Genomic DNA, 25,687 nt, shown 5'->3' with positions numbered 1-25,687 from the left:
ATATATAGTGTTAAATGTTATTATATATAAAAGAATAATAGGGAGTGTTTGCAATGGATCCATTATTACTTGATTTTCCTTCTGAATTTTACACAGACAGGCTTCTTATTCGCATGCCGAAACCAGGAGATGGAAAAGTAGTATATGAAGCTATCAATGCATCGATAGAAGAACTGAAGCCGTGGATGGTTTTCGCTCAAAAAGAGCAAACAGAAGAAGAAATCGAAGCGAGTATAAGAAGGTCACATATTCAATTTTTACAAAGGGAAGATTTAAGGTTACTAGTATTTTTAAAAGAAACAGGTGAATTTGTAGCTTCTTCTGGATTGCATCGTATTGATTGGGAAATACCAAGATTTGAAATTGGATATTGGATAGATTCGCGTTTTGGCGGAAAAGGCTATATGACAGAAGCTGCGCAAGGTATTATGGATTATGCTTTTTCTGAGTTGAAAGCAAACCGGATAGAGATTCGTTGTGATTCGCGAAATGTAAAAAGTAGAGCGATACCTGAGAAGCTAGGTTTTAAATTAGAAGGGATTTTAGAAAGCAGTAGTGTAGCAGTAGATGGTAAGGGACTCAGGGATACATGTGTGTTTGCGATGACAAGAAACAGGTATGAAAAAAAAGAGCTATAAAGTATTAGCTCCTTTTTATGATTTTTTAGCGAATTATGGTACGGGATGTCCATTCGAACTTTCAAAGATGGTAAACCATTGCTGACGATCTAATGTAAGTTTTGTTGCAGCGATAGCTGACTTCACGCGATCTAATTTACCAGAGCCAACGATTGGCATCATTTTTGCTGGATGAGCAAGTAGCCATGCGTACATGACAATATCGATGCCATCAACATTTAGTTCATTCGCAATCTTTTGTAAAGTTTCTCGTAAGCGTACAGCACGTTCATTTTGACTTGTAAAGATTTCTCCACCAGCAAGAGGAGACCAAATCATAGGACTGATTCTTTTTTCTTGGCATAAGTTAATTGTACCTTTTTCAAAATGCTCAAGCTGCATCGCAGATACTTCAATTTGATTTGTAATGAGCGGAAAATCTAAATATGAGCTAAGCATATTGAATTGAGACGGTAAAAAGTTAGATACACCGAAATGACGAACTTTTCCTTCTTGTTTTAAACGTGTGAAAGCTTCTGCCGCTTCACTTGGGTCCATAAATGGATCAGGTCGATGAATCAGTAACAAATCAATATAATCAGTATGTAAGTTTTGTAGTGACTGTTCCACGCTTTTTACAATATGTTTCGTACTTGTATTATAGTGAGCGACATATCGCTTTGGAAACTTTGGAGATGGGGGAGCGATTCCACATTTTGTGACAATTTGCATGTTATCACGTAAAGAAGGCTGTAATTGTAATGCTTCCCCGAATAATGATTCACACGTATATCCTCCATAAATATCGGCGTGGTCAAAAGTTGTAATCCCCATCTCCATACAATTTTCGATAAAAGAAAGTAATTCTTGTTTTGGCATATTCCATTCTGCTAAACGCCAAAATCCTTGAATGATACGAGAGAATTCAAGGTTATTAGCCATTTGAATTCGTTCCATTTTGAGTAGACCCCCTTGATGAATGATGATATTTTTGAAAAGGCTTTCTTGTTCGGTACTATTATATAGTTATTGGACTGTACTTACAATGAATATGTCTTTGCTGTAAAAAACGATTTTACCCCGCATTAACGGGCAGTAAGCCCTCACCTCAAGAGTAAGAGAGAAACGAGGAAGATAGGTGAGGGATAACTGCCCCTAAAAGCCCGATTCGTTCAACTAACCATCAGTGGGGGATGAAGAAAAAACCTACTGATGGAAGTTTCACTTTATCTGTATGGTATAATGTACGAAGATGTAGGTATAAGGAGATGTACGAAATGATTCCAGTAACAATTTTAACTGGTTTTCTTGGATCGGGGAAAACAACATTATTAAATCGTATTTTATCGGAAGAACATGGAAAGAAATTAGCGGTTATTGTAAATGAAATAGGGCAAATTGGCATCGATAATCAATTAATTATGAATGTAGAAGAAGAAATTATGGAAATGACAAATGGCTGTTTATGCTGTACAGTGCGTGAAGACCTACTTGTTGCTCTAAAACAATTATTGGATGTAAAAGCAGAAGGGAAAATGGATTTTGATGGTCTAGTGATTGAAACGACAGGTCTTGCAAACCCAGGGCCGATTATCCAAACGTTCTTTTTAGATCCAGTTATTCAATCAGCATACAAAATTAATGGTGTTGTGACAGTGGTAGATAGTTATCATATACATAAACATTTTGAAAAAGGGCTAGAAGCGAAAGAACAAATTGCTTTTGCAGATATCGTTTTAGTAAATAAATTAGATTTAGTTGGAGAGGAAGAAGAGAAAGAACTCCTTACTGAATTACAAGGGATTAATCCAACAGCAAAATTAATCTCAACGACAAATTGTGAAGTAGATATCCAGGCCTTACTAGAAATTCAAACGTTTAAAACGCGTGATACATTAGAGATTTATCCACATAAAGAGCATCATCATTTAGAAGGTGTAAAATCATTTGTATTACGTGAAGAGCGGCCGTTAGATTTGCAAAAGTTAAACGAATGGATGTCAGCTGTAGTTCAAGAATTAGGAGAGTATTTATATCGATATAAAGGAATTCTATCGATCGATGGAGTAGATCGCCGTATTGTTTTTCAAGGTGTTCATACACTATTTGCTGCTTCTTACGATAGAGAGTGGCAAGAGGGAGAAGAGCGCGTGAGTGAAGTGGTCTTTATCGGGAAAGATATTAATAAAGAATGGTTCCAAGAACATTTTAAAGAATGCGTAAAATAAGCCTGCTAATTTAGCAGACTTATTTTTGTTATTAATCTCTGCCGGCTTCAACTAATTTCTTCGCGACAATTGCTGGTTTAGCATGAAACATAGTCATGTGATCACCTTGTGTAGTTACTAAACGAAATAATCCAAGGCGATTTGACATGTGAGGGTGCCATCCTGAATCTTTACCTTGTGGAACTGCCATATCTTCAGTTAAATAGAAATAACTTTTTGGAATATTTAATTGATAAAATTTCGTAAGGTCCAGCTTTTCAAAAAGTGGTCCAGCTGGTTCTGGTGTAACAGTTTCGTGAATTTTTTTCGCTAAGTCGAGATTAGCATTATTCATAAAGGTTTCTCGCCAAATAGGAAAAGGCAATTGGATAGCACTATTTTTCGATTTTTTTGCAAGCTCGGTCCAAAGCGTTTTTCCTTCGGCTGGGATTTCATCAGCTGCACTTTCTCCATTTGCTAGAACAAATGCATTCATAAAGACAAGTCTGTGGATTCGATCTGGAATTTGTTCGGCAACTTTTGAAATAACAGTACCACCAAAACTATGACCAACAAGAACAAAATCCGTTATGTTTCTTTCCTTCACATAGTTGACTACTGATTTGACATAATCAGTGTGTTTTACAGCTTTATTCGTATCTTTTCCATGCCCAGGTAAGGTAGGAGTATATACTTTATGTCCCATTTGTTTCAACTCATTAGCTGTTTTATCCCAATAGCTAGAATCTCCCCAAGCACCGTGAACGAGTACAAACGTAATTGGTTTTTGACGTACTACATCAATATCTGCCTCTATTTTTGCTTCTACTGGGATATGGAAGCTATTACTGCTAAGCATGATTAAAATAGCAGAAAGGCTTACGAATAAGAACTTGAATACTTTCAAAACAAACCCTCCATTTACTACTGATTTTGCATATATGTACATATATTTTCGCTGAAAGATTGTTTTTATTCTTTTGGAGTATAGTTATTAAAAGTAGTAGTGTTTACTTTGTAGAAAAAAGGACATTATTGTACGTTATTAGCATTACATCTTTAGTTAATGAAAAAAAGTGAAACAATTATATTTTTGATGCGGAGGTAGAATATGAAACATGACCATCTTGTTCTTCTATTAATAAACAAAGATTAGTAGAAAATAATAAAAAGCCTGTTTTCACAGGCTTATACTTTCATCTATAAGTAATTCCATTACAACCCCAACAACCGGTCCTTCATCGTCTATATCACCAGTTAAGTGAAAACCGAAAGACTCATATAGTTTCATTGCTAGTTTGTTTTCTGGATGAAGACTTAAATAGATCTTTTTGCATTGAAATTTTTGTTGTAAATACTGGATAAGCAGATGGAGAAAACGTTTTGCATAGCCATTTCCTTGAAAATGGTAATCAATCATAAAACGATCTAGCCATATGCGATCATCTTTTTTTGAATACCAACCATACATTGCGTAGCCAACAAGTGTTTCTCCATCATATAAGCCTACTGACGTTCCGTTTTCTTCATATAGGGATTCCGCTAAAGAAAATGCATTACTTTCAATAAATTGCTGCTGCTCTGTTGCTACGTCTAAAGCAGCGACTGAACGCCAATTATTTGCTGTTACTTCACAAATGTGAAGATTCATAGTTCCAACTCGCTTTCATAACATAGTATATCTTTAAAACTAATATGGATAATTTTACTTGTTATTTTGTTGAAGTCAAGCTGCTGAATATGAAAAAAGACAGTTGAATATGTTTCAACTGTCTGAAAGGAAATATAAATTTAGTTTGTAGCTTCTTTTAAAGTGTTCACGTTTTCTTCCATTAATGTGAAGTAATCTTTATTTTTCTTTGCATCATCTTCAGAAATAGTAGCAAGGTGGTTTAAACGTAAAATTTTCGTTCCTGTTTCTTTTTGAATAACTTCTGCTACTTTTGGAGTAGAGAATGTTTCAAATAAAATATATTTCAAACCATGCTCTTTTGCTGTTTTTGTAATGTTAGCAAGTTCTTTTTGTGATGGTTCATCGGAAGCGGAGATGCCAGCAACTGGTATTTGTTTTAAGCCATAGCGTTTTTCCCAATATCCATATGCAGCGTGAGAAACTAAAATATCTTTCGTTTTTGCATCTGAAACAACAGATTTAAAGTGATCATCTAAGTCAGTGAACTTTGTTTGTAGGGCAGCGAAGTTTTTCTCAAATTCTTTTTTATGATCTGGTTGCAATTCTACGAGTGCATCTTTAATTTTTTCAGCCTGCTTCATCGCAAGTGTAGGATCAAGCCATACGTGTGGGTCTTTGTCATGATGGTGATTTTCTTCTTCTTTATGACTTTCCTCGTGCTCATGTTCTTCTTCTGATGAAGCGATAAGATCGAAACCTTTAGATGCATTAACAACTTTTACGTTCTCTTTTTTTAATGCTTTTTCCATTTTTTCTGCAAACGGCTCTAATTCCGCACCGTTATATACGAATAGGTCTGCCTTCGCAACTTGTACCGTTTGTTTTTGACTTGGCTCATATGTATGAGAGTCAGCGCCAGGTGGATAAATTGTTTCAACATTTACATAGTCACCACCGATTTTTTTAGCGAAGTCAGCAAGTGGAAAAATAGTTGTATATACAGAAAGTTTTCCATCTTTTTTTGCAGCTTCGTCTTTTTTGCTGGCACACCCAGCAAAAATTAAAGTGAAAATAAGTATAAAAGAAAATACCATTAACCTTTTCTTCATGTAATTCTCCTCTTTTCTTTCTTTTCCAATTTTATTTTCTCCAAAATAAGAGAAAAAATATCTTTTTGTTATAAAACGGAATAATTACGTTTTAAGTTGCGAACTTAGTATAATACATCTTTACGAAAGTTGCAATAAATAATAATCATTCCGATTTGATTTTGTTATAAAGTTGTCAAAAAGAACAGTATTAATTTTTATGAATGTCGCATATGTGACAACACTCCTTTCATATATTGAGGTAGAGGGTATGAAAAGGGGATGAGTAATTGGATTACATAATGGAAGCAATCTTATTGATACTAGCAGTAGTTTTGCCATTAACATGTGTTTTGATTTTCCTCAAGACATTAATAAGTAATCTAGGTGACTCTAGGATAATAACCAAGTTACCAACAGAGAAAAAAGGAGAGAAGAGTAAGTAAAGCACTTGCATCACGCATAGTGCTTTACTTATGATAGAATAAGAAAAAGGAAACTCCTAGAAATAGGATTTGTACTGCCTGTTTGGACGGTATAAAATTAGATAAAGAGGTATAAAGATAAATGAATAAAAGAACAGCCTTAGTACTCGGTGCGAGTGGTTTAGTTGGACAAGAAGTGACGCAGCTATTACTTGACTCAGATTACTATGATTCGGTTATGGTTTTTGTAAGAAAGCCACTGCAATGGGAACATGAAAAGTTACAGCAGAAACAAATCGACTTTTCTATATTAGAAGAGTATAAAGAATTTTTTGCTGTTGATGATGTTTTTAGCTGTCTTGGGACAACAATTAAGAAAGCAAAAACGAAAGCGAATTTTAAAAAAGTAGATTATGAATATACATTACGAGCAGCTTGTTTAGCGGAAAAACAAGGAGTACAAAATTTTCTTGTAATTTCTTCTATGGGTGCTAATCCAAAATCACTTTTCTTTTATTCACAAGTAAAAGGGAAGATGGAGGAAGAGCTTCAAAAGTTGGTAATTGGCGGGATTCATATATTTAGACCATCACTATTGCTAGGAGATCGAGAAGAATTTCGTTTTGGAGAAAGAATGGCTGAGAAGATATCTGGTATTTTGCCATTTGTATTTAATGGTACTTTAAAAAAGTATAAGCCGATTACAGCCGAGCAGGTTGCAAAAGGGATGTACTTAGCGGCACTACGTGAAGAATCTGGTGTCCATATTTATAATTCTACAGAGATTACAATGATGGAATAATGAAAACGAGAAGGGGAGCCCTTCTCGTTTTCATTATTGTGTATTAGCGGCGAGTCGGGGCTATTTTACCACGAGCACGTTGATATTGGTGGGGCTCTTGTAATTCAAATCCAAGTTCATTAGCTGCTGTTCTTGGGAAATATGGATTGCGAAGTAACTCGCGACCGATAAAGATTAAGTCCGCTTCATTATTTGCTAAAATTTCTTCTGCTTGTATCCCACTTGTAATCAATCCTACTGCGCCTGTCGCAATGTGTGCTTGTCCTTTTATATGATTTGCATACTCTACTTGATAGCCAGGGTAAACGTCGATTTGTGCAGGTATAACTGCACCAGAACTACAATCAATTACATCTACACCTTGTTCTTTCATCCATTTTGCAAATTGAACATAGTCATGGACTGTTAATCCTTCAGGATGATAGTCATTTGCAGAAATACGAACGAATAAAGGACCACTCCAAACTTCATTTACAGCATCAATGATTTCTTTTAAGCAACGGTAACGGTTTTCAGGTGATCCGCCATATTCATCAGTTCGTTTGTTTGATAATGGAGAAAGAAATTCATTAATGAGATAGCCGTGAGCCGCGTGGAGTTCAATAATATCGAATCCTGCTTGTTTGGAACGGCATGCGGCATCTTGAAAAGCAGAAATTGTTTTTTTGATTAGCTGTTTATTCATTTCTATTGGGGTTTTCATTGTATCATTAAATGCAATAGCTGAGGGTGCTACAGGGTCTGTGGGTAATTCAGCTTTTCGTCCAGCATGTGCTAACTGAATTGCTGCTTTTGCCCCATTTTCGTGGATGAGGGACACAGTTTTTTGCAACCCTTGAATATGATCATTATTCCATATACCTAAATCTTTATTAGAAATACGTCCCTCAGGTACAACAGCTGTAGCTTCAAGCATAACAAGGCCTACTTGACCAGTTGCTCGAGACGCATAATGGATATGATGGAAATGTGTAACTTTTCCATCTTCGTTTTCTGAAGAGTACATACACATTGGTGACATAACAATACGATTTTTTAATGTAATATCTTTAATCGTATAAGATGAAAAAAGATGATAGTCCATATTTATTCCCCCTCATTGCAGTTTTCTTTATTGTATCATCATCGTTTTTGTTTCCATAATGAAACGCTTATTCTCGAAATTTTGTACATATATGTTACAATTATTGAAATAAATTAAATTGGGGGATAGGGGCATGTACCGAGCTTATTATGAAAGTGAAATAGGTTTGCTTGAAATTACTGCAAATGATGAAGGAATTACTTCTGTTATTTTTGTGGAGGAACGGAAAGAAGAGAATAAAAATAAAATTGTAGAACAGTGCCTCGCTGAATTAGATGAATATTTTAATCGAAAGAGAACTGAATTTACAGTACCATTGTCAGCAGTTGGAACGTCATTTCAAAAGAGTGTTTGGGATGCACTTTATACGATTCCATATGGAGTGAGTGCTTCCTATCTGGATATTGCAGAAAAGGTTGGTAACACAAAGGCGGTGCGTGCGATAGGCGGTGCAAATAGCCGCAATCCGATTTCTATTATTGTTCCGTGTCATCGTGTAATTGGAAAAAGTGGAAAGTTAGTTGGCTATGCAGGTGGCCTATGGCGAAAAGAATGGTTATTGAAACATGAGGAGATTTTGCAATAAGATAAAACTCTTTTCAAATGGAGATAGTAGTTTTCATCGCTTAGAGGATAACAAAGTCTAGTAGAAAGTAAGTATTTCTGAGTTTCATACGAATGGTTTAACCTGTTATTTGCGGGGAGGAGCCATCTTGTTAAAGCGTATTTTTAAATAGCTAAATTTTTTAGTATGCTGGACAACAGAAGTATAAGTAGGGGATAAATCAAGGAAAGAGGGATTATTTTGCATTGTATAAATTGTGGGAATCCTTGTCCTGACGGTCAATTTAATTGTGAAGATTGTCAGCAAACTTTACATAATGGAACAAAAGAGGAGACCTCACCAATCGAAAAAGATATGGAACAATATGTGGGAGCACATTATCCATATTATAAAAGAAAATGGGACAAAGAAACGAAACGAATAGCAAGGTGGAGCTGGAATGGGTGGGCTACTATTTTCAATGTCGGATGGTTTGGTTACCGAAAATATTACTTACCTGCTTGTTTATTTGTAATTTTATTAGTAGCTTGTGATGCATTTTCATACTATATGGGATTCAATGTAGCACTCCCCATTATTAACATGGTTCCCCTTACCTTTTTATTGCTCATTTTAATGATGATAGGGGTCGGAATTTTTGCAAATGGGTTATATTATCGATTTGCTGAGCGGAAAATATACCGGATAAAAGCAAGAGGGATAAAGAATGGGGATGTTGAGCGTTATCTCATCCGTGATAGTGGAGGAACAAGTAAAATGGGAGCGGCTATTGTTACAATTTTGACAGCTGCTAGTATATTCATGAGTCACTTTTTCTTTCCTACAGATCAAGATGTGATTCAAAAAGTACGAGCAAGTTCCCTTTATGAGTATCCTTTTTTTTCTATTGGGGAATCTTTTGAACAGCATTTTAAGCAACCAACCTGGGTTTATTACCGCGGGGGAGATGGATTGGAATTAGTAGAATTTCATGGATACAATCATGGTATGACAAGACAAAAAATTATCATTCAATTTGTTGTCGATTACAGGTTGCATGAAATTGAACCATATTCTCTTACAGTTAACGGTGAGCCCCAAGGTGAAAAAGAGTTTTTAAAAATGATGGAAGATGTGTTTCGTACGCAAGATCTTTTTGAGTTGGATGACGGATTACAAAAAGATGAAAAAAAAGAAATGTTATAAGAAATGAATGTAAAAGCAGATGGAGCAGCTTTTACATTCATTTCTTTTTTTATTTTAGGAAAGAAAAATATTTAAAATAATCAGAATTTTTTGTATAATACTATCATACATGCTTTATTGTATACATACAGATTGGGGGAAGGAATAATGAAGAAAAAAGTTTCAACGCTTGCTGCACTTGCATTATCAACAAGTATGTTCGTTGCAGGTTGCGGAAATGGGGAGAAAGCATCGACAACGAAGAAAGAAACAGGTAAGGGGATGGCCGATAAACAAGTGCTAAACTTACTAGAAACAGCAGAAATTCCTTCGATGGATACATCAAAATCAACAGATTCCGTATCATTCCGAGTATTTGTAAATGCAATGGAGGGTTTATATCGATTAGATAAAGATAATAAGCGAACTCCAGGTATGGCAAAAGATGTGAAGATTAGTGAGGATAAGAAAACATATACTTTTGAATTACGAGATGCAAAGTGGTCGAATGGTGAGCCAGTTCGTGCACAAGATTTTGTATACGGCTGGCAACGTGCGCTTGATAAAGCAACAGCAGCTGAATACGCATTTATTTTATTTGATGTAAAAAATGCTCAAAAAGTTAATAAGGGGGAGCTACCACTTGATCAGCTAGGTGTAAAAGCAAAGGATGATAAGACACTAGTGGTAGAACTAGAACAACCAACTCCATATTTTCTTGACCTTACATCATTTCCAACATTCTTCCCTTTAAATGAGAAGTTTGTAAAAGAACAAGGTGATAAGTATGCATTAGAAGCTGATAAAATTTTATACAATGGACCGTTTACGTTAAGTGAATGGAAGCATGAGCAAAGCTATCAATTAAAGAAAAATCCAAATTATTGGGATAAAGATACTGTAAAACTAGAAGAAATTAATGTCGGTGTCGTAAAAGAAACGAGCACAGGTGTAAACCTATATGATAGTGATCAAGCGGACCGTGTAATTTTAACTTCAGAGTTTGTTGATAAATATAAAAAGAATAAGCCAGATGAATTCAAAACGAAACTAGATCCGCGTATGTATTTCTTACGTTTTAATCAACAAAATGCAACATTTAAAAATCAAAAAGTACGTGAAGCAATTGATTTAGCTTATGATAAAAAAGGTATTGCAAATGTCATTTTAAATGATGGCTCATTACCAGCATATTTCTTAGTACCAGAGAAATTTACAACAGGTCCGGATGGAAAAGATTTTCGTACTGTAAATAAAAACTTCCGTGATAGTAAAGACAATGCGGAAAAAGCGAAAAAGTTATGGGAAGAAGCGAAAAAAGAGCTGGGTCAAGATACAATTACGGTAGAATTACTAAACGATGATAATGGTAGCCGGAAAAAAGTTGGCGACTTTATTAAAGAAGAGCTTGAGAAAAATTTACCTGGAATTAAAGTGAATTTGAAACAACAACCGTATAAACAGAAATTAGATTTAGAGAAGAAATTACAATATGAGTTTTCACTATCAGCATGGGGCCCAGATTATCCAGATCCAATGACGTATATTGATATGTTTATTACAGGAAGTACATTTAATGAAATGGCGTATTCAAATCCGAAATATGATGACTTAGTTGCTAAATCGAAAGGTGAGTTGTTAAAAGATGATGCAGCGCGCTGGAAAGCACTTGCAGAAGCTGAAAAAATCTTAATTGGAGAAGATGCAGCGATTTCACCTACTTATCAGCAAAGTACAGCATATTTAGAAAAAACATATGTAAAAGGAATTGCAAATCATACATTCGGCGGCGATTTTAGTTATAAATGGGCGTATATTACAAAAAAATAGTATAATAAGAGATGTGCGAATTTTTGCTCATCTCTTTTTTTGTAAGGAGGACTTATGTTGATAAATGGCTTTAATCATCTTTGTTTTTCGGTTTCAGATTTAGAAAGATCTATTCAATTTTATGAAACAGTATTAGAGGGAAAGCTATTAGTAAAAGGAAGAAAACTCGCATATTTTGATATATGTGGAGTGTGGGTGGCACTCAATGAAGAAGCGGGTATTGCACGAAATGAAATTCATCAGTCATATACACATCTTGCATTTTCTGTTAAACAAGAGGATTTTGGTCGACTATTAAAGCGATTAGAGGAGAATAAAGTTCATATTTTACAAGGAAGAGAACGTGATGTAAGAGATTGTCAGTCTATTTATTTTATTGATCCAGATGGACATAAGTTTGAGTTTCATTCAGGTACACTGCAGGATCGCTTAAAGTATTATAAGGAAGCAAAATCACATATGAAATTTTATTGATGAAATAAAGGAGGATGGGAAGAGCATGCATGCGCTCGTTATTGGAGGAACAGGGATGCTGAAGAAAGTGTCCGTTTGGCTTTGTAATCAAGGGCTTTATGTTTCTGTTATTGGACGAGATAAAGATAGGTTAGAAGGTGTGAAGAATACGTGTAATGCTCCAAAAAATGTTACATGTATTTCTCTTGATTACCACGATAGCGACATTTTAAAACAATCTATTAAAGATACGATTAAACAAAATGGACCTATCACATTAGTCGTAGCTTGGGTACATACAACCGCTAAAAAGGCGCTTCAAGTAATTTGTGAAGAAATGGAATTACATTCTAAATCCTATAGTTTGTTTCATATATTAGGGAGTAGTGCATCTCGATTGGAACGTCAAAAAATAGGAAGTGCTTTCTGTAATTATCATAGAATTTTATTAGGATTTATTTTACAAGGTGAACATTCAAGTTGGTTGACTCATGAAGAGATTGCTGAAGGGGTTATAGCAGGAATTCAGAGTAAACAAAGTGATTATATTGTAGGAACATTAGAACCATGGGAATTACGACCGATTTAATGGGAGGAAGGAAACAAATGAAAACGACATTATATGTAACGCGTCATGGAGAAACAGAATGGAATATAGCAAAGCGTATGCAAGGAAGAAAGAACTCAAATTTAACTGATAAAGGAATGTTACAAGCAAAACTGCTAGGTGAACGTATAAAGGATATACCACTTCATGCGATATATAGTAGTCCAAGTGGGAGAACAATGCATACAGCAGAGTTAATAAAAGGGGAGCGAAATATTCCTATTATAGCAGATGACCACTTTTATGAGATTAATATGGGGATCTGGGAGGGGCAAACGCTTGTTGATTTGGAAGCGCAGTACCCAGAGGAGGTACATGTGTTTTGGAATGAGCCGCACCGTTTTTGTTCGACATCAGGCGAAAGTTTTTATGATGTATATAACCGGGTGATGGAAGGAGTAAACCTTCTCTTAGAAAAACATAAAGGAGAAAGCATTTTAATTGTATCACACGCAGCAGCTGCAAAATTGCTTGTGGGGCAATTTGCTGGTCTTTCTGTTGAAAGAGTGTGGGATGATCCATTTATGCATAGTGCGAGCTTAAGTATCATTGAATTTGAAGGGAAAGAGGCTAGTGTTAAACAGTTTGCCAATATAAGTTATTTTCAGCAAGTATAAAAAGACCGCAATAGAGCGGTCTTTTTACGTTTACTGTTAACGATAAGGGATAAAGAATTAGCAATTACGTTTTCTAAACCAGAAGTGATCGCATTTTTTCCGTTTGCAAGATGAATGTTTGTGACGATTGCAATCATGGCAGCTTGAATGACAGTCATCATCCCATGAGTGATCGCAAGATTTTTTATCATGATTACGGATGAAAACACATTTTTTACAGAAACATTTTTTCACACGTGTCCGTTTTGTAACACAAGAGGATTTTTTCACCCGTGTCCGTTTTGTAACGAACGTACATTTCTTCACCCGCGTACATTTTGTAACACAAGTGCACTTTTTCACACGTGTCCGTTTTGTAACAAATGTGCATTTTTTAACGCGTGTAACTTTTGTAACGAATGTCCACTTTTGTACACGTACACGAGTACGCTTCGTAACAAACGTACATTTTTTCACCCGCGTACATTTTGTAACGAACGTACATTTTTTCGCACGTGTACATTTTGTTCGAGGACATTTACAGCTTGTTGTACATTTATGACCAGAAAATTTATTATCGTCACAATCAAACTTACTTGGGTCTTGATGTAAAAATTCTTCCATCCCTGCGCTTTTGATTTCCTCAACGGCTTTTTGAATATCACGTTTCATAGAAACCCTCCTTATCGCTAATTAAAATGAAAAAGTGTCCTTTTACATTAATCAGGGTATGAGGAGAGAATTTCTTCTGTATGAGATAAGAGCTTAGATTTCAATAAAAATAGACATATAGCGGATATATGGACATGGACAAAGCAATGAGCATACATTAAATGGAGAAAAAAAGAAGGGATGGGAGAACATGTTGCCTTCTTATGATTTTTTTATTCATCCGATGTATCTTGTTGAATTAAAGAAGGACATTTGGTCTGATAGTCCAGTGCCTGCTAAATTAACATATGGGAAAAGAAAGTATGATATTGACATTGTATACCGGGGAGCACATATTCGAGAATTTGATAAAAAATCATATCATGTTATGTTCTATAAACCGAAACAATTTCAAGGGGTGAAAGAGTTTCATTTGAATTCTGAGTTTAAGGATCCGTCAATTATAAGAAATAAATTATCGCTTGACTTCTTTAGTGATATTGGTGTACTTTCGCCAAAATCCCAGCATGTTTTTATTAAAATTAATGGTCAAATTCAAGGGGTATATTTGCAATTAGAATCTGTTGATGAGCATTTTTTGAAAATCCGTAAATTACCGAGTGGGTCAATTTATTATGCGATTGATGATGATGCGAATTTTTCTTTAATAAGTGAGCGTGATCAAGATGTTAAAACAAACCTATCTGCAGGCTATGAGTTTAAATGTGCGAATGAACATAGTGAAGAACAGCTTAGTGAATTCGTTTATCAGGCAAATGCACTATCACGAGAAAAATATGAAAAAGAAATAGTGAATTATCTTGATGTTGAAAAATATTTGCGATGGTTAGCAGGTGTTATTTTGACTCAAAACTTTGATGGATTTGTTCATAACTATGCATTGTATCATAATGATGAAACGCATTTGTTTGAAGTGATACCATGGGATTATGATGCTACATGGGGGCGTGATGTAGAGGGAAGGCCACTTAATCATGAATACATTCGAATTCAAGGGTATAATACATTGAGTGCCAGAATTCTTGATATACCAGTATTTCGAAAACGTTACCGCAATATCCTTGAAGAAATTTTGGAGGGAAAATTTACGGTTTCTTTTATAAGGCCACAAGTAGAGGGAATGTGCGAAGCGATTCGTCCGTATCTTATTCAAGATCCTTATATGAAAGATAAAATAGACATTTTTGATAAAGAAGCAGAAATGATTTTTCAATATATCAATAATCGTCGGCAATATATTGAAGAACACCTCCATGAATTAACATAATGTGAAAAGGGATTGATTCGTTATCAATCTCTTTTTTGTTATCCCGCTATTGGCGAGTAGTAAGATTACTATATTAAAATTTATATTAGGTGAAGGAGGGAGCAAGAAACGAAAGATTAAAGATTCATCTTATTTGAGTAGGTTTCAATTGCTCGACGTTGTGGAACATCAAAGTAATAATGCGTCTATTAGTAAAATGATTGTAGGGGATTGGTAATTTCTAGGAAGCGCACCATTCTTTAAGTGTATATGGAGATTAGTCTTTCATTGCTCAAAAAAGAGTGCAATTAGAGTAATGATCCAACAAAAGAATGGTTATATATGGTAAAATGTAAACGGATGGGACAGGGAGATTTGGTTCATTAGAAATATAATGAATATTTTAATAAACGGCCTTTTAATAAAATAATTAGAAAAAGAATGCGTGCCTATAATAAAGATCTTAAAACGTATGATATTCGAGAGAAATTAAGATATATTCATTTCCCTACTCTCATTTTGTGTGGTCAACATGATGTTCAATGCCCAGTTTTGTATTCAAAGGAAATACATAGCTTGATTTCAGATTCAAAATTAGTAATTTTTGAAAATAGTAATCATTTTCCTTTTGTTGAAGAGAAGGAATCTTTTGTAACAGCTATCCAAAAATTTATAACTATTTAATTCGTTTATACAAATGAAGGTGAACTTTTTATATTTTTTATTTCTTAATCAACAATATGAATTAACAGAGGTTATAGTAAGATTTTTAAGGAATGGTGTATATTCTGTTATTTTTGCTAAGTATAGTTTAGTTTTAAGTGAACAAGTAGTCTATTTTTTCGTTTGCAGTGAAATTACGTATTGTTCAATGTGAGTAGAGAATATCTTTCCTAGGATGGTGAGAATATGGAAGCGAAATGGATCGATTGGGTAAAACAAATACAAGCCATTGCTCAGGCTGGTTTAACGTATTCAAAAGATGTGTATGATATGGAACGTTTTCAACAATTACGTGATCTTTCAGTTACGATGATGTCTCATTATACGAAGACAGATTGGGAAGTGGTAGAGAGATTATTTGCCAATGACATGGGTTATCAAACACCAAAAGTAGATATTCGGGCTGTCGTGTATCAGGATGAAAAATTATTATTTGTGAAAGAAAAAAGTGACGGGAAATGGGCTCTTCCAGGTGGTTGGGCAGATGTTGGCTATACGCCAACAGAAGTGGCAGCAAAAGAAGTGTGGGAGGAAACGGGTTATAAAGTTGATCATTTTCGATTATTAGCAGTATTTGATAAAGAAAAACATTATCCATCACCATCAGCAATGCATGTATATAAAATATTTATTGGTTGTGAAATTGTTGGGGGCGAAAAACAAACAAGTATTGAAACGGAAGAAGTGACCTTTTTTGGTGAAAAGGAAATCCCAGAGTTATCGACTGCTAGAAATACAGAGTGGCAAATTAGAGAGATGTTTGCCTGTATGAAAGATAGGAATAAAAGCTCCTTACTTGATTAAGAAAATATGTAAAGATAAGAATAAAGATATTTTAACAGTACTCCAACAGAAGTTCCCTTCCTCAAGCACATGCAGGTCATAGTCCAGGGATCATTCACAGCGTATAAATCTCTTTTTCTTTCTATTCGTGCCTGGTATATTTATAATGAATTGTACATATTTTGGGTAAAGAATGAGGAATATATTGGCATGCATAAATCTTTGTGGGATAATAAGAAGGTATGTAAGCAGAAAAGGAGATAGAAAAGCAAATGTTAGCGAATTTAATAGAGCAGTTATTGCAATTTTTTGCAAGTTTAGGATACTTTGGAGTTGCTTTAGGGCTAATGATTGAAATTATTCCGAGTGAGATTGTCCTTTCTTATGCGGGTTTTTTAGTTGCGCAAGATAAAATAAGTTTTATTGGGGCAGTAGTCGCCGGTACAATTGGCGGTACATTAGCACAAATCTTTTTATACTGGTTAGGATATTACGGAGGGCGTCCAGTAGTTGAAAAATATGGTAAATATTTATTGATTAACAAGCATCATTTAGATGTAGCCGAAAGTTGGTTTAAACGTTATGGTGCGGGGGTAATCTTCTCTGCCCGTTTCATCCCGATTGTACGTCATGCAATTTCAATACCAGCAGGATTAGCGAAAATGCCTTTAAAACTTTTTACACTATATACAGTAGTTGCGATTATCCCGTGGTCAATTCTCTTTATTTATTTAGGAGAAAAACTAGGTGGGAATTGGCGCCATATTAAAGAATATGCAGCTGATTATACGCATTACATAATTATTGGGGCAGTGCTCTTTATTGCTCTTTATTTCGGTTTAAAGGTATTGAAAAAAAGAAAAACAGTTCGTTAAAGCCAATGATTTCATTGGCTTTTTTTTATACGTTTCAGTTCTAAAATAAAGAAGTTGTCCATAATGTGTAGTAATAAAGCGTAGCGGGGGAATGAAATGAAAGGATCACCGTTTTTACGTGGAACATTATTTTTAACGATGGCAACGATGATATCTAAAATGCTTGGATTTATATATGTTATCCCATTTACAGCGATGGTTGGTACTAGTGGATACGTATTATATACATATGCATATCGGCCATATACAATTATGCTGAGCATTGCAACGATGGGATTGCCACTTGCTGTTTCTAAAATGGTTTCAAAATACGACGAGTTAAATGATTATCATACAGTAAAACGAGTGCTAAAAAGTGGACTGTTTTTTATGGTTTTTATGGGAATTGTTTCATTTCTAGTTCTTTATATGTTAGCTCCATATCTTGCAAAGCTAGTGATCGTCGGAAGTGATCAAACTGGTAATAGTATGACTGCTGTGACGTATAATATTCAAATTGTTAGTTTTGCATTATTAATTGTACCAGTAATGAGTTTATTGCGCGGTTTTTTTCAAGGATTTCAATCTATGGGACCGTCAGCATCTAGTGTAGTTGTGGAACAGTTTTTTCGTGTCTTAACAATCTTAATAGGAAGCTTTGTTGTTTTGCATATTTTGAAAGCGTCTGTTTCGTTAGCGGTTGGAGTTTCAACTTTTGGTGCATTTATGGGGGCGGCGGCAGGATTGACTGTTTTGATAGGGTTTTATATGAGAAGGCGGAAATATTTAAAACGGAAAGAGATTGCCAGTATCCCGCAGACAACGAAGCCCTTTTTTGCTTTATACAAAGAGCTATTTACGTATTCAATTCCATTTGTTGCTGTTGGGTTAGCGATTCCGTTGTATCAAACAATTGATACATTTACAATCAATAAACTTTTAATAGAGATAGGTTACGTACAAGGTGAAGCAGAAAAAATAAATGCAATAATTGGGCTTGTCCAAATGGTTGTACTTATTCCTGTATCCGTTGCAACAGCTTTTAGTATGTCTCTCGTTCCTGAAATGACGAAAGCTTATACAGCTGGAAATGAACAATTATTATATAGGCATTTCACGAAAACCAATTTACTTGTTGTAGGGATTACAATTCCCGCAGCAATTGGAATGATTATATTAGCCCAACCTATATACACTCTTTTATTTGGAGTAGGAAATGATCCAAGTTTAGGAAGTGTTATTTTACGGTACTATGCACCAGCGTGTATATTATTTTCACTGTTTACAGTTACTGCTGCGATGTTACAAGGGATTGATCAGCAACAAAAAACAGTTTTAGGTTTAACCTTAGGAATTATAATAAAGGTCGTACTAAATATTATATTATTGCCGTACTTTGACTACACCAGTTTTATTATCTCAACATATGCAGGCTACACAGTTTCAGTTTCATTTAACTTGTGGATGCTGTCTAAATATGTTATAAAGGCAACATGAGCTTTTGAAAAGACAGAGCAATCTCTGTCTTTTTCTATTTTGAAAGAAATTATGAAGAAAAGCGTTTTCAAAATAATTTTCTATTGAAATTTAAACGTTTGTTTCATATGCTGAAAATAGCGGTTCAAAAACTGTTGTTTAAGTGAGGTAGATTCCCACATGTAAAAAGAATCGGGGTGATAGTATGTTAAATATTTATTTAACAGACCGAAACGGAAAACTACAAGAAATAGAGGAAATTCAAAAAGGTTGTTGGATTAATGTACTTCATCCAACAGAGGAAGAAATTCAATTTCTAGTGCAAACATTGAATGTAGAATTGGATTTTATTAAAGACCCTTTGGATGATGAAGAACGATCCCGGATTGAAAAAGAAGATGACAATGCATTAATTATCGTTGATATTCCAACAGTAAGGCATGATGAAGAAGGAAATTCAATATACGACACGATTCCAATTGGTATGATTGTAATGCCGGAATGTTTCGTTACAATCTGTTTAGAAGAAAATCCGATTTTCGAGCGATTTATTAATCAGCGTATTAAAGAATTTTATACTTTTAAAAAGACTCGTTTTGCATTGCAGCTCTTATATACGATTTCTACTTATTATTTACGATACTTAAAACAAATTAACCGAAAAACAATCGACTTAGAGCACGAGTTAAATAAGTCGATGAAAAATAAAGAAATCTTTACATTATTAGGTCTTGAAAAGAGTTTAGTGTATTTTACAACATCTTTAAAAGCAAACAAAATTGTTATTCAAAAGTTAATGCGCAATAATACGTTTATTAAAATGTATGAAGATGATCAAGATTTACTAGAAGATGTATTAATTGAAAATAAACAGGCCATTGAAATGGCTGAAATATATAGTCATATTTTAAGTGGTATGATGAATACGTTTAGTTCGGTTATTTCTAATAATTTAAACAGTGTTATGAAGTTTTTAACTTCTATGACAATCATATTATCAGTGCCAACAATGGTTTCCAGTTTTTTTGGAATGAATGTTCCAGTTCCTTTAAGTGAAAATCCGCATGGTTTTTTAATGGCTATGATTATATCCGCAATATTATCTTGCGTAATGGCCTTTATTTTTTGGAAGAAACGTTATTTTTAAATTATATGAAAGCTGTTCTAGCATAGTTATCAAACTGCGCTAGAGCAGCTTTTTTGTCGTAATAAAACGTTTCTTATATACGATATGTGTATTGATGAAAAACTTTTTTCCATGATTTGCAGATTTGAAAAGGGCTTGTTCAAATAATAAATTGAGGTTAAAATTACATATTGTTAATGAAAAAATGGAGGAAATACATCATGGAATTGTTTCAGTTACCGAAAGCATTCCTGCAAATGAATACAATCTTTATCTCAATTTTAATTGAAGCACTACCATTTGTGCTAATTGGTGTATTTATTTCAGGATTCATTCAAATGTTTGTGACAGAAGATATGGTGGCGAAATGGATGCCGAAAAATCGATTTCTGTCTGTATTATTAGCTACTTTTCTTGGCATGATGTTTCCAGGTTGTGAATGTGGCATCGTTCCAATTGTAAGACGTTTAATTGGGAAAGGTGTCCCGCCGTATGCTGGAATTGCATTTATGTTAACGGGGCCAATTATTAACCCGGTTGTATTATTTGCAACGTATGTTGCATTTGGAAGTAGTATGCATATGGTGTGGTATCGTTCCATTGTAGCCATTATTGTAGCTATTATCGTTGGACTTATATTATCGTTTATGTTTAAAGATCATCAACTACGTGATGAACATTTCCCAGAGGTGGATCATAAGCGTCCTTTGCGCAAAAAGATGTGGGACGTATGTACACATGCGGTTGAAGAGTTTTTCTCAATGGGGAAATACTTAGTAATGGGAGCATTAATTGCTGCTGCAGTTCAAACATTTGTACAAACTTCAACACTACTTTCTATAGGCCAAGGACCGTTCTCTTCATCAGCTGTTATGATGGGACTTGCGTATATTTTATCACTATGTTCAGAAGCGGATGCTTTTATTGCATCTTCGTTCCAAAGTACATTTTCAACAGCATCACTTGTCGCGTTCCTTGTTTATGGACCGATGGTGGATATTAAAAATATGTTTATGATGCTTGCGACATTTAAAACAAAATTTGTAATTGTTGTGATAGCTGCAGTTACACTTGTGGTTTATGCAAGCTCACTACTCATTTATGCGATGGGGTGGTAGGTTATGTTTCGAGCATATATTTTACTCGGGTTTACAATCTTAATTGCGCAGCTTCATATTTCAGGTAATATAACAAAGTATATAAATATGAAGTACGCATATTTATCAAAAACAGCTGCAATTATTTTAGGGTTTTTAACACTTATTCAAATCATTGTTGTTTTCCAAAAGGAACACAAAAAGGAAAAAGATCAGCACAGTTGTGGTTGTGATCATAGTCATTGTGGACATGATCATTCAAAAGATGAAAACACATGGTGGAAACGAACTTTTGCGTATACATTATTTTGTTTCCCTATTATTTCAGGACTATTCTTTCCAATTGCAACATTAGATTCGGATATTGTTAAAACAAAAGGTTTTCATTTTCCTGTTGCGCAGGCAGAAAGCACAGATCCATTTATGACAAGGCAGTTTCTAAGACCCGATACGAGTATTTATTACGGGAAAGAAGGCTATCGTGGTGTAATGGAAAAAGGGAAAAAAGAATACGTCACAAAAGATAATATTGCCTTGAAGGATGAAGACTTCTTAAAAGGTATGGAAACAATTTATAATTATCCTGGTGAATTTACAGGTAAGACACTTTCGTTTAAAGGGTTTGTTTTCCGCGATGATTCTTCAAAGAAAGAACAATATTTCTTATTCCGATTTGGTATTATTCATTGCGTAGCCGATTCAGGTGTATATGGTATGTTAGTGAAAAAACCAGAGGGAGTAGAGTGGAAAAATGATGATTGGATTCAAGTAGAAGGAACAATTTCAACTGAATTTTATCAACCATTCCATGCAAATATTCCTGTTTTGGAAGTAACAAAATGGAATAAAGTTGAACAGCCGAAAGAACAATATGTATTTAGAGGAGCCGATTGATTGAAAAAATCGGTTCTTTTTTATAGACATAAATTTATGAAAATTGCTAATATATAATATATAGTTCACCTAGTGTAATTTTTATATAGAAGATGAACAAAAAAGCATAGGGTAGTTCCAATGTTCTCATATTAATTAATATATAGGATGTATGGGACTAGGAGAATTTAGGGAGTATTTATTTCGTTTTCATGTTATGAAAGGTTTATGAATGAATTAAAGAGGTGAAGGAAATGGAAGAAACAAATGGGAAAACAGTTAATGAATCAAGAGTTTTTAAAACAAGTCGTGTCTTTCCAACAGATTTAAATGATCATAACACATTATTTGGAGGTAAAATATTAGCTGAAATGGATATGATTGCATCTATCTCAGCAACGAGACATTCACAAATGGAATGTGTAACGGCATCGATGGACTGGGTAGATTTTTTACATCCAGTTCGTTCAACTGATTGTGTGAGCTATGAATCGTTTGTCATTTGGACAGGGAGAACGTCGATGGAAGTGTTTGTAAAGGTAGTAGCGGAAGATTTAATTTCTGGTAAAAAACGAATTGCAGCAACATCTTTTGTTACATTTGTGGCCCTTGGAAAAGAAAATAATCCAGTTCCTGTTCCACGTGTGATTGCGGAAACAGAAGGAGAGAAAAAATTACATGAGATTGCTGTTTTACGTGCGCAGCAACGTCATATTCGAAAAGCAGAAAGTAAGAAAATTGCAACGTTATTAACTTTATAAGTGACCTGAAATGAAAAGCGGACACCTAAATTTAGGTGTCCGCTTTTATAGTTTTTTCATCTGCATATCGCCTTGGGAGAGCTAACTAGCAAAAGCAAGCAGCACCGACGATAATTAAGAGGATAAATAGTACGACAAGTAACGCAAATCCATTTCCATGTGCGAAGCCCATTGTTATTTCCTCCTTTTATTTTAAGATACAACATACAATATGCAAATTCACTCTTGTTTGACAGGGACATATATCACGAAAATATAGATTTTTCTTGTATGTTAACGTGAAAAAAAGGAAAGATATAGGAATAACTGTTTTTGAAGAAAGGATTTTATCCATGAAAAAATGTGTATCCATTTTGTTATGGATCATAGGGATATTCATATGGATGAACATCGATTTAGAGATGGGGAAGAAAATGACTAGTGGGCTTGAAATATCACAAATTCGATATGGAAATTTCCAATTATATACAAATGGAACAGATTTGTATCAAAATTTGTTTGATGATATAAATCGTTCAGAAAAGTATGTCTATATTCATTTTTATATTGTTGGTAAAGATGAAGTGAGTCGTAATTTTTTACAACTATTAGAGAAGAAAGCATCGAGCGGTGTGGATGTGAAATTATCAGTAGACCGTATAGGTGGCTATAAAATGAAGAAACAAGTGATTCAGCAGTTAAAAGAAAAGGGTGTTAAGTTTACTTTTAGTAAAAAGCCTAAATTAAAGAATTTGTTTTATTCATTGCATCAACGTAACCACCGGCGTATTGCGGTGATAGATGGAAAGATATCTTACATTGGTGGTTTTAATATTGGAAAGGAGTATCTCGGTAAGGATCCTAAATTTGGAAAATGGCGTGATTATCAGTTGCGTATTGCAGGAGATGGAGCGACTGATATGGAACAGAAATTTGCAGAAGATTGGCATGCGGATACTGGTGAAAAACTTTCTTTGTACAAAGGACCATCTCAGCAAGGAAATGCAAAGTATCAATATGTATTTTCAGATGGGAAAGGGTTATGGCAGGAATACGGTGCATTATTAAAAGGGGCTAAAAAATCATTAATCATTGCAACGCCGTATTTTGTACCAAGTAAGGAAATGATGGATGGTTTACAAGAAGCATTGCGGCGTGGCGTGACGGTAAAGATTCTTGTTCCTTTTAAAAGTGATGCTCTGTTACTAAAACAAGCTGCTTATCCGCATTTAAAAAAGATGCTGGATGCCGGTGCGGAAGTCTATCAATACCGGAATGGTTTTTTTCATGGAAAGGTGACAATAATTGATGATATAAGTGTGGATGTAGGAACAGCTAATTTTGATAATCGTAGTTTTTACATAAATACAGAGTCGGACTGTTTTATATATGATAAAGCAGTTGTAGCTGAGGTATGGAAACGACTACAAGAGGATTTTCATAATTCTAAACGCTTAACTGATAAAGATTTTGACAAAATAAATAGCTGGGATTGGTTTCTAGCAAAGGTAGCAAATGTTCTGGCATCCTATTTATAGGCATATATTTAGAGGGAAGGGGGAGCTATGATATGAGATGTATGGAAGAATTAATGAAGTGTAGTTATGAAATGATTCATATGATTGGTGAGTATATGAATAGGGTGGAAGGTGAAGAGTTAAAGGATATATTAAAACAACATTTGCCCTATATTTTACAAGCTTACAATGAACAAGTGAACTTTCAAGAAGGTGAAAATGTACAGCATATGATTTGTGAACAACTGAAGTCCCCCCTTATACAAAATGATATACCGATGAAGAATACAAGTCAGGGTGACATTGAACTTGCTATTTCCTATATTTCGAATTTAAAAAGATTAGCACTCAGATTCGCCCAAGTTGCTGTAGAAGTTGCAAATCCGGAATTCCGATCATTTTTAGAAAACTGCTTTGTTAAAATGAATCGTTATGCATATAGTGTATGGCAATATGTTGTGAAAAAAGAATATACAATAGAGAATATATATGAAGACGAAAGATTTGCATAGAATAAAAAAACAAGACGGCATATGAGCTGTCTTGTTTTTTTGAAAAGAATTATAAGCTTTTTACCATTCCACCATCAACAAGGAATGATTGCCCAGTCATATAAGTATTTGCATCGGATGCAAGGAATGTAGCAAATTTAGCGAATTCACTAGGACGACCATATCTTCCAAGTGGGATAATTGCTTCATATTGTTTTTGAACGTCTTCTACTGCAATTCCGCGCTTTTCGGCAGCTGTTTCATCGAGAGAAGCGATGCGGTCCGTAGCAATACGTCCAGGAGCAATCGTATTAATCAAAATGTTATATGGAGCAAGCTCAGATGCTAACGTTTTTGCTAAGCCTGTAATGCCGACGCGGAATGTATTCGATAATAGTAATCCGGGAATGGGCTCTTTAATAGAAGACGAAGCAATGTTAATAATTTTGCCGCCTTGCTCTTTCATATATGGAAGTACTTCACGAATCATACGAACGTAACTTAATAAATTGAGCTCAAATGAATTGTACCAATCTTCGTCTGTTAATTGTTCAAATGTACCAGGCTTAGGGCCGCCGGCATTGTTTACTAAAATATCAATTGTGCCAAAGGTTTGTACAGTATATTCTACCGCTTGTTTCATGTTTTCTTTGTTTGTAACATCACAAACTGTATACATGGCAGTACCTTTATTAAGAGCGATCAATTCTTTTTGTAAAGATGCTAGCTTTTCTTCATTACGACTAAGTAGCATAACATTTGTTCCTTCTTTTACAAGTTCCGTAGCAATTGCTTTTCCTAAACCTTGACTAGAAGCAACAACTAGAGCAGTTTTTCCAGCTAATCCAAGTTCCATATATATCAACCTTTCTTTGTTATATTATTTTTATTATAAGTGAAAACGATTCAAAATAAAAAACAACTGGCTCTCTTATCAGAAAATTTACAGAAATTTACCGTATCTTTACTCTTTTCTTATATTACCTTCAAAAAAGAGAAGTAATATGAGATTGTACAT

The 25,687-nt window shown here is 34.6% G+C and carries 27 protein-coding genes; 19 read left to right on the top strand and 8 right to left on the bottom strand.

Features of this window, described 5'->3' with window-relative positions:
* The first annotated feature begins 53 nt into the window (after positions 1 to 53).
* Complete coding sequence (locus tag ACM6HU_RS19470) at positions 54 to 638, top strand: GNAT family N-acetyltransferase (RefSeq protein ID WP_016114573.1); 585 nt, start codon at positions 54 to 56, stop codon at positions 636 to 638.
* 33 nt (positions 639 to 671) lie between these two features.
* Here ACM6HU_RS19470 and ACM6HU_RS19465 read toward each other — a convergent pair whose 3' ends face one another.
* Positions 672 to 1,574, bottom strand: a complete 903-nt coding sequence (locus ACM6HU_RS19465) for an aldo/keto reductase (protein WP_016114574.1) — start codon at positions 1,572 to 1,574, stop codon at positions 672 to 674.
* Between the two features lie 320 nt (positions 1,575 to 1,894).
* Here ACM6HU_RS19465 and ACM6HU_RS19460 point away from each other — a divergent pair, with 320 nt between their 5' ends.
* A complete protein-coding gene (locus ACM6HU_RS19460) occupies positions 1,895 to 2,845 on the top strand; it encodes a CobW family GTP-binding protein (RefSeq protein ID WP_016114575.1) in 951 nt (316 codons plus the stop codon).
* Positions 2,846 to 2,876: 31 nt separating this feature from the next.
* Here ACM6HU_RS19460 and ACM6HU_RS19455 read toward each other — a convergent pair whose 3' ends face one another.
* The 3 genes from ACM6HU_RS19455 to ACM6HU_RS19445 all read right to left on the bottom strand — a co-directional run bounded on the left by ACM6HU_RS19455 (position 2,877) and on the right by ACM6HU_RS19445 (position 5,566).
* Positions 2,877 to 3,731 carry an alpha/beta hydrolase gene (locus tag ACM6HU_RS19455; RefSeq protein ID WP_016114576.1) on the bottom strand — a complete coding sequence of 285 codons (855 nt, stop codon included), beginning with the start codon at positions 3,729 to 3,731 and terminating at the stop codon, positions 2,877 to 2,879.
* Positions 3,732 to 4,004: 273 nt separating this feature from the next.
* Positions 4,005 to 4,475, bottom strand: a complete 471-nt coding sequence (locus tag ACM6HU_RS19450; RefSeq protein ID WP_016114577.1) for a GNAT family N-acetyltransferase — start codon at positions 4,473 to 4,475, stop codon at positions 4,005 to 4,007.
* 140 nt (positions 4,476 to 4,615) lie between these two features.
* Complete coding sequence (locus ACM6HU_RS19445) at positions 4,616 to 5,566, bottom strand: metal ABC transporter substrate-binding protein (protein ID WP_016114578.1); 951 nt, start codon at positions 5,564 to 5,566, stop codon at positions 4,616 to 4,618.
* 546 nt (positions 5,567 to 6,112) lie between these two features.
* On the opposite strand from ACM6HU_RS19445, the gene ACM6HU_RS19440 reads away from it, so the two are divergent.
* The gene (locus tag ACM6HU_RS19440) at positions 6,113 to 6,772 is read left to right on the top strand and encodes an oxidoreductase (RefSeq protein WP_016114580.1); all 660 of its coding nucleotides are present in this window, start codon (positions 6,113 to 6,115) and stop codon (positions 6,770 to 6,772) included.
* A 43-nt stretch (positions 6,773 to 6,815) separates the two neighbouring features.
* Here ACM6HU_RS19440 and namA read toward each other — a convergent pair whose 3' ends face one another.
* Positions 6,816 to 7,856, bottom strand: coding sequence for an NADPH dehydrogenase NamA (namA, locus tag ACM6HU_RS19435; protein WP_016114581.1), 1,041 nt, complete (start codon positions 7,854 to 7,856; stop codon positions 6,816 to 6,818).
* Between the two features lie 133 nt (positions 7,857 to 7,989).
* Between namA and ACM6HU_RS19430 the strand changes: the two genes are divergently transcribed.
* From ACM6HU_RS19430 to ACM6HU_RS19405, 6 genes are all read left to right on the top strand, one after another.
* Positions 7,990 to 8,442 (top strand): methylated-DNA--[protein]-cysteine S-methyltransferase, encoded by a 453-nt coding sequence (locus ACM6HU_RS19430; protein WP_016114582.1) that lies wholly within the window; start codon positions 7,990 to 7,992, stop codon positions 8,440 to 8,442.
* 219 nt (positions 8,443 to 8,661) lie between these two features.
* A complete protein-coding gene (locus ACM6HU_RS19425; protein ID WP_016131334.1) occupies positions 8,662 to 9,606 on the top strand; it encodes a DUF2628 domain-containing protein in 945 nt (314 codons plus the stop codon).
* 147 nt (positions 9,607 to 9,753) lie between these two features.
* Positions 9,754 to 11,415, top strand: a complete 1,662-nt coding sequence (locus ACM6HU_RS19420) for a peptide ABC transporter substrate-binding protein (RefSeq protein WP_016114584.1) — start codon at positions 9,754 to 9,756, stop codon at positions 11,413 to 11,415.
* Positions 11,416 to 11,472: 57 nt separating this feature from the next.
* Positions 11,473 to 11,889, top strand: coding sequence for a metallothiol transferase FosB (gene fosB / locus ACM6HU_RS19415; protein ID WP_033671126.1), 417 nt, complete (start codon positions 11,473 to 11,475; stop codon positions 11,887 to 11,889).
* A gap of 25 nt (positions 11,890 to 11,914) precedes the next feature.
* Complete coding sequence (locus ACM6HU_RS19410) at positions 11,915 to 12,457, top strand: short-chain dehydrogenase (protein ID WP_016114586.1); 543 nt, start codon at positions 11,915 to 11,917, stop codon at positions 12,455 to 12,457.
* A 17-nt stretch (positions 12,458 to 12,474) separates the two neighbouring features.
* A complete protein-coding gene (locus ACM6HU_RS19405) occupies positions 12,475 to 13,092 on the top strand; it encodes a phosphoserine phosphatase 1 (protein WP_033671835.1) in 618 nt (205 codons plus the stop codon).
* Between the two features lie 57 nt (positions 13,093 to 13,149).
* On the opposite strand, the gene ACM6HU_RS19400 is transcribed toward ACM6HU_RS19405, so the two are convergent.
* Positions 13,150 to 13,743: a CotG/ExsB N-terminal domain-containing protein gene (locus ACM6HU_RS19400; RefSeq protein WP_016114588.1), complete on the bottom strand. Its 594-nt coding sequence runs from the start codon at positions 13,741 to 13,743 to the stop codon at positions 13,150 to 13,152.
* A gap of 190 nt (positions 13,744 to 13,933) precedes the next feature.
* Here ACM6HU_RS19400 and cotH point away from each other — a divergent pair, with 190 nt between their 5' ends.
* From cotH to ACM6HU_RS19360, 8 genes are all read left to right on the top strand, one after another.
* Positions 13,934 to 15,010 (top strand): spore coat protein CotH, encoded by a 1,077-nt coding sequence (gene cotH, locus ACM6HU_RS19395; RefSeq protein ID WP_016114589.1) that lies wholly within the window; start codon positions 13,934 to 13,936, stop codon positions 15,008 to 15,010.
* An 888-nt stretch (positions 15,011 to 15,898) separates the two neighbouring features.
* Positions 15,899 to 16,516, top strand: coding sequence for an NUDIX hydrolase (locus tag ACM6HU_RS19390; protein WP_016114591.1), 618 nt, complete (start codon positions 15,899 to 15,901; stop codon positions 16,514 to 16,516).
* A 251-nt stretch (positions 16,517 to 16,767) separates the two neighbouring features.
* Entirely contained in the window at positions 16,768 to 17,370 is a 603-nt protein-coding gene (locus tag ACM6HU_RS19385) for a DedA family protein (RefSeq protein WP_016114592.1), read from the top strand.
* 96 nt (positions 17,371 to 17,466) lie between these two features.
* Positions 17,467 to 18,846 (top strand): polysaccharide biosynthesis protein, encoded by a 1,380-nt coding sequence (locus tag ACM6HU_RS19380; RefSeq protein WP_016114593.1) that lies wholly within the window; start codon positions 17,467 to 17,469, stop codon positions 18,844 to 18,846.
* 184 nt (positions 18,847 to 19,030) lie between these two features.
* The gene (locus ACM6HU_RS19375; RefSeq protein ID WP_016114594.1) at positions 19,031 to 19,972 is read left to right on the top strand and encodes a magnesium transporter CorA family protein; all 942 of its coding nucleotides are present in this window, start codon (positions 19,031 to 19,033) and stop codon (positions 19,970 to 19,972) included.
* A 200-nt stretch (positions 19,973 to 20,172) separates the two neighbouring features.
* Positions 20,173 to 21,069 carry a permease gene (locus ACM6HU_RS19370; protein ID WP_016114595.1) on the top strand — a complete coding sequence of 299 codons (897 nt, stop codon included), beginning with the start codon at positions 20,173 to 20,175 and terminating at the stop codon, positions 21,067 to 21,069.
* A gap of 3 nt (positions 21,070 to 21,072) precedes the next feature.
* A complete protein-coding gene (locus ACM6HU_RS19365; RefSeq protein ID WP_016114596.1) occupies positions 21,073 to 21,942 on the top strand; it encodes a TIGR03943 family putative permease subunit in 870 nt (289 codons plus the stop codon).
* A gap of 233 nt (positions 21,943 to 22,175) precedes the next feature.
* The gene (locus ACM6HU_RS19360) at positions 22,176 to 22,682 is read left to right on the top strand and encodes an acyl-CoA thioesterase (RefSeq protein ID WP_414848396.1); all 507 of its coding nucleotides are present in this window, start codon (positions 22,176 to 22,178) and stop codon (positions 22,680 to 22,682) included.
* Positions 22,683 to 22,767: 85 nt separating this feature from the next.
* On the opposite strand, the gene ACM6HU_RS19355 is transcribed toward ACM6HU_RS19360, so the two are convergent.
* Positions 22,768 to 22,854 carry a YjcZ family sporulation protein gene (locus ACM6HU_RS19355; RefSeq protein ID WP_000505094.1) on the bottom strand — a complete coding sequence of 29 codons (87 nt, stop codon included), beginning with the start codon at positions 22,852 to 22,854 and terminating at the stop codon, positions 22,768 to 22,770.
* Between the two features lie 160 nt (positions 22,855 to 23,014).
* Here ACM6HU_RS19355 and cls point away from each other — a divergent pair, with 160 nt between their 5' ends.
* Together cls and ACM6HU_RS19345 are read left to right on the top strand one after the other, a co-directional pair.
* A complete protein-coding gene (gene cls, locus ACM6HU_RS19350; RefSeq protein ID WP_016114598.1) occupies positions 23,015 to 24,199 on the top strand; it encodes a cardiolipin synthase in 1,185 nt (394 codons plus the stop codon).
* Positions 24,200 to 24,231: 32 nt separating this feature from the next.
* Complete coding sequence (locus tag ACM6HU_RS19345; protein ID WP_016114599.1) at positions 24,232 to 24,690, top strand: spore coat protein; 459 nt, start codon at positions 24,232 to 24,234, stop codon at positions 24,688 to 24,690.
* Positions 24,691 to 24,739: 49 nt separating this feature from the next.
* On the opposite strand, the gene ACM6HU_RS19340 is transcribed toward ACM6HU_RS19345, so the two are convergent.
* Positions 24,740 to 25,525 carry an SDR family oxidoreductase gene (locus tag ACM6HU_RS19340; RefSeq protein ID WP_003197135.1) on the bottom strand — a complete coding sequence of 262 codons (786 nt, stop codon included), beginning with the start codon at positions 25,523 to 25,525 and terminating at the stop codon, positions 24,740 to 24,742.
* Positions 25,526 to 25,687 lie beyond the last annotated feature (162 nt).

Source organism: Bacillus sp. IT-79MI2 (assembly GCF_949768135.1).
GTDB lineage: Bacteria > Bacillota > Bacilli > Bacillales > Bacillaceae_G > Bacillus_A > Bacillus_A pseudomycoides.
The sequence above is the reverse complement of the archived record's forward strand: the minus strand, read 5'-3'. Positions and strand labels throughout refer to the sequence as shown.

What these genes read in the sequence shown, in the direction of transcription:
- ACM6HU_RS19440 (WP_016114580.1), top strand. Translation starts at nt 6,113, where the DNA reads ATGAATAAAAGAACAGCCTTAGTACTCGGTGCGAGTGGTTTAGTTGGA.
- ACM6HU_RS19340 (WP_003197135.1), bottom strand. Translation starts at nt 25,525, where the DNA reads ATGGAACTTGGATTAGCTGGAAAAACTGCTCTAGTTGTTGCTTCTAGT.
- ACM6HU_RS19380 (WP_016114593.1), top strand. Translation starts at nt 17,467, where the DNA reads ATGAAAGGATCACCGTTTTTACGTGGAACATTATTTTTAACGATGGCA.
- ACM6HU_RS19405 (WP_033671835.1), top strand. Translation starts at nt 12,475, where the DNA reads ATGAAAACGACATTATATGTAACGCGTCATGGAGAAACAGAATGGAAT.
- cotH (WP_016114589.1), top strand. Translation starts at nt 13,934, where the DNA reads ATGTTGCCTTCTTATGATTTTTTTATTCATCCGATGTATCTTGTTGAA.
- ACM6HU_RS19410 (WP_016114586.1), top strand. Translation starts at nt 11,915, where the DNA reads ATGCATGCGCTCGTTATTGGAGGAACAGGGATGCTGAAGAAAGTGTCC.
- ACM6HU_RS19430 (WP_016114582.1), top strand. Translation starts at nt 7,990, where the DNA reads ATGTACCGAGCTTATTATGAAAGTGAAATAGGTTTGCTTGAAATTACT.
- ACM6HU_RS19375 (WP_016114594.1), top strand. Translation starts at nt 19,031, where the DNA reads ATGTTAAATATTTATTTAACAGACCGAAACGGAAAACTACAAGAAATA.
- ACM6HU_RS19470 (WP_016114573.1), top strand. Translation starts at nt 54, where the DNA reads ATGGATCCATTATTACTTGATTTTCCTTCTGAATTTTACACAGACAGG.
- ACM6HU_RS19370 (WP_016114595.1), top strand. Translation starts at nt 20,173, where the DNA reads ATGGAATTGTTTCAGTTACCGAAAGCATTCCTGCAAATGAATACAATC.
- ACM6HU_RS19365 (WP_016114596.1), top strand. Translation starts at nt 21,073, where the DNA reads ATGTTTCGAGCATATATTTTACTCGGGTTTACAATCTTAATTGCGCAG.
- cls (WP_016114598.1), top strand. Translation starts at nt 23,015, where the DNA reads ATGAAAAAATGTGTATCCATTTTGTTATGGATCATAGGGATATTCATA.
- ACM6HU_RS19450 (WP_016114577.1), bottom strand. Translation starts at nt 4,475, where the DNA reads ATGAATCTTCACATTTGTGAAGTAACAGCAAATAATTGGCGTTCAGTC.
- ACM6HU_RS19400 (WP_016114588.1), bottom strand. Translation starts at nt 13,743, where the DNA reads ATGAAACGTGATATTCAAAAAGCCGTTGAGGAAATCAAAAGCGCAGGG.
- ACM6HU_RS19445 (WP_016114578.1), bottom strand. Translation starts at nt 5,566, where the DNA reads ATGAAGAAAAGGTTAATGGTATTTTCTTTTATACTTATTTTCACTTTA.
- ACM6HU_RS19420 (WP_016114584.1), top strand. Translation starts at nt 9,754, where the DNA reads ATGAAGAAAAAAGTTTCAACGCTTGCTGCACTTGCATTATCAACAAGT.
- ACM6HU_RS19390 (WP_016114591.1), top strand. Translation starts at nt 15,899, where the DNA reads ATGGAAGCGAAATGGATCGATTGGGTAAAACAAATACAAGCCATTGCT.
- ACM6HU_RS19460 (WP_016114575.1), top strand. Translation starts at nt 1,895, where the DNA reads ATGATTCCAGTAACAATTTTAACTGGTTTTCTTGGATCGGGGAAAACA.
- ACM6HU_RS19385 (WP_016114592.1), top strand. Translation starts at nt 16,768, where the DNA reads ATGTTAGCGAATTTAATAGAGCAGTTATTGCAATTTTTTGCAAGTTTA.
- ACM6HU_RS19345 (WP_016114599.1), top strand. Translation starts at nt 24,232, where the DNA reads ATGAGATGTATGGAAGAATTAATGAAGTGTAGTTATGAAATGATTCAT.
- ACM6HU_RS19360 (WP_414848396.1), top strand. Translation starts at nt 22,176, where the DNA reads ATGGAAGAAACAAATGGGAAAACAGTTAATGAATCAAGAGTTTTTAAA.
- namA (WP_016114581.1), bottom strand. Translation starts at nt 7,856, where the DNA reads ATGGACTATCATCTTTTTTCATCTTATACGATTAAAGATATTACATTA.
- ACM6HU_RS19355 (WP_000505094.1), bottom strand. Translation starts at nt 22,854, where the DNA reads ATGGGCTTCGCACATGGAAATGGATTTGCGTTACTTGTCGTACTATTT.
- ACM6HU_RS19465 (WP_016114574.1), bottom strand. Translation starts at nt 1,574, where the DNA reads ATGGAACGAATTCAAATGGCTAATAACCTTGAATTCTCTCGTATCATT.